This is a genomic window from Actinoallomurus iriomotensis (assembly GCF_030269445.1).
Classification (GTDB): domain Bacteria; phylum Actinomycetota; class Actinomycetes; order Streptosporangiales; family Streptosporangiaceae; genus Actinoallomurus; species Actinoallomurus iriomotensis.
Window position 1 is genome coordinate 351,808 of record NZ_BSTJ01000011.1, and the last position, 9,824, is coordinate 361,631.

The 9,824-nt window shown below is 71.7% G+C and carries 10 protein-coding genes and 1 riboswitch; of the genes, 7 read left to right on the plus strand and 3 right to left on the minus strand.

Features of this window, described 5'->3' with window-relative positions; genetic code table 11:
• Positions 1-24: 24 nt before the first annotated feature.
• From QSK37_RS38585 to manA, 3 genes are all read left to right on the plus strand, one after another.
• Positions 25-1,926, plus strand: coding sequence for a glycoside hydrolase 5 family protein (locus QSK37_RS38585; RefSeq protein ID WP_285631009.1), 1,902 nt, complete (start codon positions 25-27; stop codon positions 1,924-1,926).
• Positions 1,927-2,063: 137 nt separating this feature from the next.
• Positions 2,064-2,963, plus strand: coding sequence for an ROK family protein (locus QSK37_RS38590; RefSeq protein WP_349498024.1), 900 nt, complete (start codon positions 2,064-2,066; stop codon positions 2,961-2,963).
• A 1-nt stretch (position 2,964) separates the two neighbouring features.
• Positions 2,965-4,080 (plus strand): mannose-6-phosphate isomerase, class I, encoded by a 1,116-nt coding sequence (gene manA, locus QSK37_RS38595; RefSeq protein ID WP_285631017.1) that lies wholly within the window; start codon positions 2,965-2,967, stop codon positions 4,078-4,080.
• 1 nt (position 4,081) lies between these two features.
• On the opposite strand, the gene QSK37_RS38600 is transcribed toward manA, so the two are convergent.
• Complete coding sequence (locus tag QSK37_RS38600; RefSeq protein ID WP_285631020.1) at positions 4,082-5,116, minus strand: alpha/beta hydrolase; 1,035 nt, start codon at positions 5,114-5,116, stop codon at positions 4,082-4,084.
• Positions 5,117-5,349: 233 nt separating this feature from the next.
• Positions 5,350-6,234 carry a helix-turn-helix domain-containing protein gene (locus QSK37_RS38605; RefSeq protein WP_285574199.1) on the minus strand — a complete coding sequence of 295 codons (885 nt, stop codon included), beginning with the start codon at positions 6,232-6,234 and terminating at the stop codon, positions 5,350-5,352.
• A 542-nt stretch (positions 6,235-6,776) separates the two neighbouring features.
• Between QSK37_RS38605 and QSK37_RS38610 the strand changes: the two genes are divergently transcribed.
• The 4 genes from QSK37_RS38610 to QSK37_RS38625 all read left to right on the plus strand — a co-directional run bounded on the left by QSK37_RS38610 (position 6,777) and on the right by QSK37_RS38625 (position 8,537).
• A complete protein-coding gene (locus QSK37_RS38610; RefSeq protein WP_285631024.1) occupies positions 6,777-7,052 on the plus strand; it encodes a DUF6504 family protein in 276 nt (91 codons plus the stop codon).
• Between the two features lie 51 nt (positions 7,053-7,103).
• On the plus strand, positions 7,104-7,613 hold the full coding sequence (locus QSK37_RS38615) for a GNAT family N-acetyltransferase (RefSeq protein WP_285631026.1): 510 nt from the start codon (positions 7,104-7,106) through the stop codon (positions 7,611-7,613).
• A gap of 85 nt (positions 7,614-7,698) precedes the next feature.
• The gene (locus tag QSK37_RS38620) at positions 7,699-8,115 is read left to right on the plus strand and encodes a prevent-host-death protein (protein WP_285631030.1); all 417 of its coding nucleotides are present in this window, start codon (positions 7,699-7,701) and stop codon (positions 8,113-8,115) included.
• Positions 8,112-8,537, plus strand: a complete 426-nt coding sequence (locus QSK37_RS38625; RefSeq protein ID WP_285631032.1) for a cytotoxic translational repressor of toxin-antitoxin stability system — start codon at positions 8,112-8,114, stop codon at positions 8,535-8,537. The genes QSK37_RS38620 and QSK37_RS38625 overlap by 4 nt, the downstream gene beginning before the upstream one ends.
• Before the next feature lie 11 nt (positions 8,538-8,548).
• On the opposite strand, the gene QSK37_RS38630 is transcribed toward QSK37_RS38625, so the two are convergent.
• A complete protein-coding gene (locus tag QSK37_RS38630) occupies positions 8,549-9,574 on the minus strand; it encodes an LLM class F420-dependent oxidoreductase (RefSeq protein WP_285631034.1) in 1,026 nt (341 codons plus the stop codon).
• A 109-nt stretch (positions 9,575-9,683) separates the two neighbouring features.
• Positions 9,684-9,806: riboswitch (cobalamin riboswitch) on the plus strand.
• Positions 9,807-9,824: the final 18 nt, after the last annotated feature.

Below are 9,824 nucleotides of genomic sequence, written 5' to 3' on the forward strand. Positions count from 1 at the left end.
GGGCTCCTGCAGAAAGGCACCTCTTTGCACCGCAACTTCGCCAAACTGCCCGGCGCCGCGTGGCTCGGCGTCAACTTCTGGTCGCGTACCGGCGGACCGCTGATGTGGCGCTCCTACGACCCCCGCGTCGTACGGGAGGAGCTGGACGTCCTGCGCGAGCACGGGCTGAACACCACGCGGTCGTTCTTCTACTGGCCGGACTTCATGCCCGAGCCCGACCGGATCGAGGAGACCCTCGCCGGGCACTACGCCGACTTCCTGGAGGCGCACGCCGAACGCGGCATGGCGACCATCCCGACGTTCATCGTCGGCCACATGTCCGGGGAGAACTGGGACCCGGCCTGGCGGGCCGGCCGCGACCTGTACGCGGACGTGTGGATGGTCGACCGGCAGGCGTGGTTCGCCGAGGAGATGGCGCGGCGCTACGCCGGGCACCCGGCGGTCGCGGGCTGGCTGATCACCAACGAGATGCCCATCTACGGCGGTAAGGCGCCGACCGAGCAGGTGACGGCGTGGGCCCGGCTGATGGTGCGGGCGGTGCGCGCGGGCGGGGCGACCGAACCGGTCTCCATCGGCGACGGCGCCTGGGGCGTCGAGGTGACCGGGCAGGACAACGGCTTCTCGGTACGCGAGTTGGCCGCCGTCACCGACTTCGTCGGCCCGCACGTGTACCGCATGGAGGACGACCTGGTCCGCCAGCACTACGGCGCGGCGTTCATCTGCGAGCTGGCCGGGACGTACGGCCGGCCGGTCGTGCTGGAGGAGTTCGGCTGCTCCTCGGACTTCGTCTCCGACGACAACGCCGCGCACTACTACCGGCAGGTGCTGCACAACAGCCTGCTCGGCGGCGCGACCGGCTGGCTCGGCTGGAACAACACCGACTTCGACCTGGTGGACCAGCCCCCGTACAGCCACCATCCGTTCGAGCTGCACTTCGGGCTGACGGAGGTCGACGGCACGCCGAAGCCGGCGCTGGAGGAGATGCGCCGGTTCGGCGCGGCCCTCGACCGGATCGACCTGGCGGCCTGCGAGCGTGCCGCGACCGACACCGCGCTCGTCGTGCCCTCGGTGCTCGACGCCGGTTACCCCTTCACCCGGACCGCCGACCGCACCGACGTGTTCGGGGCGCTGCGGCAGGCGTACGTGACCGCGCGGGCCGCCGACCTGCCGGCCGGCCTCACCCGCGAGAGCGACGGCATCGCGCCGGACGCGCGGCTGTACCTCGTCCCGTCGGCCAAGCAGCTCACCGGGCCGGGCTGGCACCGGCTGGAGGAGCTCGCCGCGGGCGGGGCCGTCGTGTACGTCTCCTACTGCGCGGGCTCGCACGGCTGGCAGCGCGGACCGTGGTACTCCCACATGAACGCGATGTTCGGGGTCGAGCACCGGCTCCGGTACGGCCTGGCCGACCCGATCGAGGACGACGTCGTCGAGCTGACCTTCACCGCCGCCCTCGGCCCGCTCGCCGAGGGCACGACGCTGGCGTTCCGCGCCGCCGGCACCGAGCACAGCCGCTCGTACCTGCCGGTCCGGCCCACCACGGCGGAGGTCGTCGCGGTGGACGGGCACGGCCGGCCGGCCCTGCTGCGCCGCCGGCACGGCGAGGGCTCCCTCGTGCTGTGCGCGTACCCGCTGGAGCACATGGCGGCGGTCACCCCGCGGGTGAACCCCGAGCCCACGTACCGCCTGTACGACGCGCTCGCCACGCTCGCGGGGGTGCGCCGCCCGGTCACCGTCGCCGACCCGCGGGTGTCCGCGGACGTGCTGGTCCGCGCCGACGGCGCCCGGTTCGCGGTGCTGGTCAGCCAGGCCGATGAGGAGCTGAAGGTGGTCGCCGAGGTCGCGGCCGCGTCCGCCGGGGCCGAACCCGCGCGTGAGGAGGTGGCGCTGGAGCCGTATGGTGTGCACGTGCTGGAGCTTCGACGTTGACCGACGTGCGTGAGACGGCGTCCACGACCCCCGCGACCGCCGCAGAGACCAATGGATCCTCCGTGAGCGAGCGGAGCGAGCGAACCGACGAACACAGCGTCTCTGGTCCCTCCACTGACGAAGGAGGGCTCTTGAGCGTGCTGGCCGTGGACATCGGCGGCACCAAGCTCGCCGCCGCGCTCGTCCACTCCGACGGGCGCATCGGCCCCCTCGCCACCCGCCCGACACCCAAGGGCGACGCCGAGGAGGTGTTCTCCGCCCTGGCGGCCGTCGCCACCGAGGCGGTCGGCGGCGAGGAGGTGTCCGGCGCGGGCATCGGCTCGGCCGGACCGCTCGACGCCATCGCCGGCACGGTCAGCCCGGTGAACATCCCGGGCTGGCGCGGCTTCCCGGTGCGCGACCGGCTCGCCGCCCTGCTGGGCGGCCGCCCGGTCGTCCTGGTGAACGACGCCGTGGCGGGCGCGATGGGGGAGTACCACCACGGCGCGGGCCGCGGCGTCCGCGCCATGCTCGGCATGGTCGTCTCGACCGGCGTCGGCGGCGGCCTCATCCTCGACGGGCGGGTGTACGCCGGGCCGACCGGCAACGCCGGGCACATCGGGCACACGGTCGTCGACCTCGGCGGCGACCCGTGCCCGTGCGGCGCGCGGGGCTGCGTCGAGACGATCACCTCCGGGCCCGCGATGGTCCGCTGGGCGCTCGCCAACGGCTGGTCCGGCCCGGCGGCCACCGGCGTGGCGCTCGCCGCCTCCGCCCGTGACGGCGACCCGGTGGCCCTGGCGGCGTTCGACCGGTCGGCGCGCGCGCTGGCCGCCGGCATCTCCTCCGCCGCCGCGCTGTGCGACCTGGACCGCGTGGTGATCGGCGGCGGCGTCGCACGGGCCTGGGACCTGCTCGAACCTCCGCTGACCGCCGCCATGGCCGACTACGCCGGACTCGCCTTCGTACGCCGCGTGGAGATCGTCCGATCCGCGCTCGACGGGCAGGCCGGCCTGCTCGGCGTCGCCGCCCTCGTCCACGACCCCGAAACGGCCTGAGATGGAACTTCTCGACAACCCGATCCAGGAGTACGCCTGGGGATCCCACGAGGTGCTGGCCGACTTCCTCGGCCGCCCCGGCCCCACCGAGGCGCCGGAGGCGGAGCTGTGGATCGGCGCGCACCCGGCCGCGCCGTCGCGGCTGCGGTCGGGCCGGCCGCTGGGCGACCTCATCGCCGCCGATCCCGGGGCGACGCTCGGCGACGCGGCCGTGTCGGCCTTCGGGCCCCGGCTGCCGTTCCTGCTGAAGGTGCTCGCGGTGGCCGAGCCGCTCTCCCTGCAGGTCCACCCCGACCGGGCGCAGGCCGAGCGGGGCTTCGCCGCCGAGACCGCTCCTGAGGGCGACCCGTCCCGCAACTACAAGGACTCCTGGCCCAAGCCGGAGATCCTGTGCGCGCTGACCGAGTTCCACGCGCTGTGCGGCCTGCGGGACCCGCGTGAGAGCGCCGAGCTGCTGGCCCCGATCGCCGCGCTGCGGCCCGTCGTGGACCTGCTCGCCGCCGGTGACCTGCGGGCCGCGGTCGAGACACTGCTGACCTGGCCGTCGCCGAAGGACGTGGTGACCGAGGCCGCCGCGGTCGCGCCCGAGCCGTACGCCTCGCTCGCCGCGCGTCACCCCGGCGACATGGGCGTGCTCGTCGCCATGCTGATGAGCGAGGTACGGCTCAGGCCGGGGCAGGCGCTGTACGTCCCGCCGCGCCGTCCGCACGCCTACCTCAGCGGCACCGGGGTGGAGCTGATGGCCGGTTCGGACAACGTGCTGCGCGCCGGGCTCACGCCCAAGCGTGTCGACGTGCCCGAGTTGCTGGCCGTCGCGTCGTTCGAGCCGGGCCCGCCGGACGTGCTCGACCCCGAGCACCGCGACGGCGAGGACGTCTTCGTCACCCCGGCGCCGGAGTTCCGGCTGTCGCGTCTCGACGCCGCCCGGCGGCCCGTGCTGCCGGCCGCCGGCCCGCAGCTGCTGCTGTGCGCGGACGGCGGCGTACGGCTCCGCCGCGACGGCGAGGAGCTGGAGCTGCGGCGCGGCGACGCGGTGTTCGCCGGGCACCGCGGCGGCCCCGTCGAGGTGACCGGGACCGGCACGGTGTTCCGCGCGAGCCTGCCCTCCGCGGGGTAGCTCAGGGCGTGAGGCGCTCGGCGAGCCAGGCGAGGGCCAGCGGATAGCGGTACTCGATGGCGCGGTGCCCGGCGTCGAACAGCTCGAAGTGGACATCGTCGTCGGCGACGCCGGCCGCCTCGACCGCGCGCCGGAACGCGACCGCGCCGAAGTCGAGGTGGAACTCATCGCGGGTGCCCGCGTCGATCCAGATGGCGCGCATCGACCGCAGCGCCTCGGCGTGATCGGGGCGCGCGGCCATGAGTACGGGGTCCCGGGCCAGCCAGCGCTCCCAGACCTCGGGGATCACGTCGCCGGTGTCGTCGAAGGGCAGCCGCACGGTACCGTCCGCGTCGGCGGAGTAGGCCGCGGCGTAGCCGTACTGCTCGATCAGGGCGAAGTCGGTCTCCCTGGTGCCCGCGATGCGACCGCGGAAGTCGGCCAGGAACGCCTCCACCGACCCGTCGTAGGAGTCGCGCAGCTGCCGCGCCACCTTCGGGAAGTGCGGCCGGTAGCAGACGTCGAACAGGGCGTCGCCCGCGTGGGTGGCCAGCGCGCCGAACACGTCGGGTCGCAGCATCGGCGTGACCATGGCGCCGTAGCCGCCGCTGGACTTCCCGCTGATCGCGCGGTGGTCGCGGCTCGCCAGCGTGCGGTAGCGGGCGTCGACGAAGGACACGACCTCCTCGCACAGGTACGTGTGGTACTGCCCGGTGCCGGGCGAGTCGAGGAACTGGCTGCCGCCGACCGAGGTCCAGGCGTCGACGTAGACGACGATGACGGGTGGCACCTCCCCGTTGGCGAACAGCCGGTCGACCAGCTCGGGAAAGGTCGGCCGCCACGGCGCGCGGTTGTGCCACATGGGCAGCTGGCCGGTGTACCCCTGGATCACGTAGACGGACGGGTAACGCCGCTCCGGCTCCTCGTCGTATCCCGGCGGGACGTACACCTCCAGCGGGCGCTCGTGGGGATCGCCGAGAGGGTTGCCGCGCAGTGCGTCGCTGTCGATGACGTGCTCGTCGAGGCGTCCGGCGGGTGCGGCCGACCAGGGTGGCATCCGTGCTCCTTCGCTCGGGTACGCGTCCGACCGTATCCCGAGCCGGAGACGGCCGCGGAAGATCGACTCCCGCGGCCGCCCGGCGCAGTTACGTCAGTGCTCGCTCACGATTTCGAGGACGCTCACTTCGACGCAGTCCGCCCCCTGCGAGCTGCGGCTGCTCGTACGCCAGCCAATGTCCGCGAGATCGGGGTCGCAACCCATCCCCCAGCTCTCCTTTCGTGGTGAACCGATCATCCCCGTGGGTACGGGGACGTTTTCTTGAGCTCATCCGCGACCGCGGCGATGAAGTCGGTCGACTCGTCCGGCGGTAGCGCGGCGGCTCGTAGATGGTCGAACCAGGTGGTGTGGCGGCGGACGTCTCTGTCCTTCTCCAGGAAGATGTTCCCCGCGGGCGAATCGACGTACACGACGTCCAGATCCGTCGGGTCGGGGAAGCCGATGATGGTGAAAGCGCCGCCGAGCCCGGGATGGGCGCCACGGGCGAACGGCAGCACTTGGATCGTGACACTGGGGAGCTCCTCGGCCTCGAGCAGCCGGGCGAGCTGGGCGCGCATGACCGGGACGCCGCCGATCGGGCGGCGCAGCACCGCCTCGTCGAGCACGGCCCAGACCTCCAGGCTTCCGTCGTCGGCGAGCATGGCCTGCCGCCGCTGGCGCAGGGAGATCATGCGGTCGATGTTGGCGGTGCTCTCGGTGGGCCGGCCGACCTTTATCAGCGCGCGGGCGTACTCCTCGGTCTGCATGAGCCCGGGGATGAGGTGGGTCTGGAACGTGCGGAGCGAGGCCGCCGACGCCTCCAGCCCGACGTAGGTGTCCAGTCCCGCGGACAGCACCGATTCGTACTCGGTCCACCAGCCTCGCTGCTGGGCGTCCTTGGCGAGGGTGAGCAGCTGTTCGCGCTGGGCCTCGTCGCCGACCTTGTACAGGTCGAGCATGTCGCGCACGTCCCGGATCCGGGCGACGGACTTGCCGGTCTCGATGCGGCTGACCCGCGACATCGAGCACTCGAGGTGTTTGGCGACGTCCTCGATCATGAGGTTGGAGGCCTCACGCAGCCTGCGGAGTTCCATCCCGAGGCGGCGTCGGCGGACGGTTGGGCTTTGCGCGTCGGACATCGAGCACCTCCAGAGCGACCGTCCGGGACGGAGGGGTTGAGCGGGGGCGGTGGACGGAACGAGGGGCCGCTGTGGGCGGTGGCGGCGGATGACGGATCAACTGCCTGGAGTCGCTGATCGCTGCGGAAGCGTGCGCGGGATCGGATCGAGGGGGACGGAGTTTTTGCCCGATACTACCGCTCTGCCTCATTTAAGCGGATTGTCGTGAAAATAAGCGTTACGCGCTGTTGTCGTACGAGTACCTCTTGCCACGACATCGCACTTTACCTGTTCAATGGTATGTCGCTCATCCTTTTGTCGGGTAAGGGAGCCCCGAAAGGGTGATCTGACGGCGGGAGGCGCCGGATCCGCACGGCGCGTCGCGGCCGGATCACCGATCGGTGCCGGGCGCCGCCCTCTTCCCAAAACGTTGAGCCGAACGTATGTTCGATGACGCCTGTCTTCCCCCGGGCACTTTCGGCGGCTTTTTGACCGGGAAGGTGGGCGGTCCGCGTGACCGGAGTCAGCGATCGGCGTCGACGCGACGCGTGGACGGTGTCCGGATGAGCCGGGCGTACGGCGACCCGGTCGAGGTCTGGCGGACCGACGGCCGGCCGTCGCGGTTCGTCTGGCACGGCCGTCTCTACACCGTGCTGCGCGTCCTGGACCACTGGGTGACCACCCGCGACTGGTGGCGCGACCGCAACCCGGAGTCCGAGGAGTCGACCGTCCGGGAGTTCTGGCAGGTGGAGGCCACCCCGGACCATGAGATCGGCGTGTACGAACTCCGCTACGACGAGGCGAGTGACACCTGGATGCTCTCCCGCGCCTGGGACTGATCGCCCGTTAGAGTTCGCCAGTTCCGATGTCGAGGCAGAACGGGAGAGCCCATGAGCCGGGTGGTGTTGCGGCCGGTCGAGGAGAAGGACATCGACGTCTTCGAGGCCGAGTTCGCCGGCCCCGAGGGGACCGGCGTCCACCAGTGGTTCGGGTACCGCAGCCCCCTCGACCTGCGGCGCCGGTTCGCCGAGACCGGCCTGCTCACGCCGGACGGCGGAACCCTCACGGTCTGCGAGGACGACACCGTCGCCGGTCGGGTCGAGTGGTTCAGGAGCCTGTGGGGCCGCCCGGAGACGTCGTGGTGCTGGACCGTCGCGATCGGCCTGCGGCCGAGCTGCCAGGGCCGGGGCCTCGGCACCGAGGCGCAACGACTGCTGGTGACCTACCTGTTCGACCACACCCGCGCCCAGCGGATCCAGGCCTTCACCGACAGCGGCAACGTCGCCGAACAGCGAGCGCTGGAGAAGGCGGGCTTCGAACGGGAGGGCGTCCTCCGCCAGGCCCAGTGGCGAGCCGGCGGCTGGCACGACCAGATCCTCTACTCGACGCTACGCCCGTAACCGGAGGCGTGCTAAGTACGTGACGTACTTGACGTACTTGACGCCGGACGCCACTCTGAAGGCCCGCTCCGACGGAGGTATGCCCATGGGCGCCGTTCACTTCGACAGCTATACGGATGCCCGTGCGCATCTGAAGGCGCTCCTGGACGCGGCTGAGAGAGGCCTGGTGGCCACGGTGCGCCGCGAGTCCGCCACGACCGCCATCGTGGACGTCGAGCGGCTGCGCCACTACCTCGCGACGGTCACTCCGTCTCACGCGCAGGTGGTCCCCGAATCCGGCGGCTGGTCCCTCTTCATCCCGGGGCTGCCCGTCGCCGCGGACGGCGCCACCTTCGACGAGGCCGTCGCCGAGATGATCGAAGCGCTGCGTGAGTACGCGGAGGACTGGCAGGACCACCTGCTCGACGCTCCGAGCCACCGTGAGAACTGGGGCCTTGTCCAGCTGATCAGCCTCAGTGATGACGCACAGTTGCGCGACTGGCTGGTGGGCGAGACCCGGTGACCTGGCCGCAACCGACCCGTGAGGATCACGAACGCTTCTGCCAGACCGAGGAATGGCGTCCGGTACGGACCGCCCGGGGACGGACGGGGACCCATCGCGTCACCTATGAACTGGACCTCCCCGACGGCCGGATCCTGAGGACCCGGATCTCCCATCCGGTCGACCGGAGCATCTACGGCCGCAGCATCTGGGGTCACCTACTCCGCGATCAACTCCAGGTGGATGAGGCGAGCTTCTGGGCCTGTGTTCAGGACAAGGTCGTGCCCGATCGCGGGATGCCCACGCCACCGCCGGAGGCGCTGCCCGCCGATCTCGTCCATCTGCTGATCTCCAGGGCCGGTCTCGACGAGCGAGAAGTCGCGGCGATGACCAAGGAGGAGGCCATCGCCCGGCTGCACCGGTACTGGATCGACGGCGTCTGATCGCCGGTGGCTTACGCGGGGACCATGGCGCGGATCGCCTTGAGGGTCGGTTCGTCCTTCACTCCGGCGATGAGCAGGGTGGTGACCGGGGAGTCCAGCCACAGCCGCAGGCGTTCGCGGATCCGGTCGAGCGGACCGAGCAGGGAGATCGCGTCCGCCAGTGCGTCCGGTACGGCCCGGATCGCCTCGTCCCGGCGTCCCGCGAGGAACAGGTCCTGCACCCGTGCGGCCTCCTCGGCGTACCCCAGCCGGCCGATCAGGTCCAGGTGGAAGTTGCGGTCGCGGGCGCCCATGCCGCCGATGTAGAACGCCAGCGGGATCTTGGCCACCTCCAGCGCGGCCGTCAGGTCGTCGGTGACGATCGTGGTGACCGTCGCGGCGATGTCGAAGCCGTCCGGGCGGTCGCGCAGCGACGCGCCGAAGACCGGTTCGATCCGCTCCGGGTCGACGAACAGCGGTAGCCAGCCCTGGGCGATCTCCGTCGACAGCGCGACGTTCTTCGGGCCCTCCGCGCCGAGGTAGATCGGGATGTCCGGGCGCAGCGGGTGCGCGATCGACTTCAGCGGCTTGCCCAGGCCCGTCACCCCGTCGCCCACCCCGTACGACCGCAGCGGCAGCGGGTAGTGCGGGCCGGTACTGGTCACCGGTTCGGCGCGTCGCCACACGTCGCGCAGGATCCGGACGTACTCGCGGGTGCGCGCGAGCGGCCGGGCGAACGGCACGCCGTACCAGCCCTCCACGACCTGCGGCCCGGACGCACCGAGGCCGAGCGTGAGCCGTCCGCCGGACAGGGCGTCGAGGGTCAGCGCGTGCATGGCGGTGGCGGCCGGGGTGCGCGCCGACATCTGCGTCACGGCCGTGCCCAGGCCGATCCGTGAGGTGCGTGCGCCGTACCAGGTCAGCGTCGTGAAGGCGTCGGATCCGTACGCCTCCGCGGTGAAGACCTGGTCGTAGCCGAGGCGTTCGGCGGCGAGCACGGTCTCGGTGTCGTCCACGGGGTCCCGCTGCCAGTAGCCGAGGTTGATGCCGAGCCTCATGCGCGCCTCCGGGAGAAGTAGAACCTGTTTCATCTAAACAGGAGCAGACCGGCGCACACCTGTCGAGCCGAGATCGGCCGTGTGCCATGCTGTGCATCGGCGGTACGCGGAGGAACCCGGTGAGATTCCGGGGCTGTCGCGCAACTGTGACCGGGGAGTCCGTCCTCAACCGACGGCCACGGCGTGAGCCGGAAGGCCGAGGACGGGCGACGATCCGGCAGCCAGGAGACTCCGGCCGCCACCTGCAGGC

Excerpts from the sequence above, each read along its gene's own strand:
- manA (WP_285631017.1), top strand. The coding sequence starts at position 2,965 with ATGGAACTTCTCGACAACCCGATCCAGGAGTACGCCTGGGGATCCCAC.
- QSK37_RS38600 (WP_285631020.1), bottom strand. The coding sequence starts at position 5,116 with ATGCCACCCTGGTCGGCCGCACCCGCCGGACGCCTCGACGAGCACGTC.
- QSK37_RS38605 (WP_285574199.1), bottom strand. The coding sequence starts at position 6,234 with ATGTCCGACGCGCAAAGCCCAACCGTCCGCCGACGCCGCCTCGGGATG.
- QSK37_RS38610 (WP_285631024.1), top strand. The coding sequence starts at position 6,777 with ATGAGCCGGGCGTACGGCGACCCGGTCGAGGTCTGGCGGACCGACGGC.
- QSK37_RS38615 (WP_285631026.1), top strand. The coding sequence starts at position 7,104 with ATGAGCCGGGTGGTGTTGCGGCCGGTCGAGGAGAAGGACATCGACGTC.
- QSK37_RS38620 (WP_285631030.1), top strand. The coding sequence starts at position 7,699 with ATGGGCGCCGTTCACTTCGACAGCTATACGGATGCCCGTGCGCATCTG.
- QSK37_RS38630 (WP_285631034.1), bottom strand. The coding sequence starts at position 9,574 with ATGAGGCTCGGCATCAACCTCGGCTACTGGCAGCGGGACCCCGTGGAC.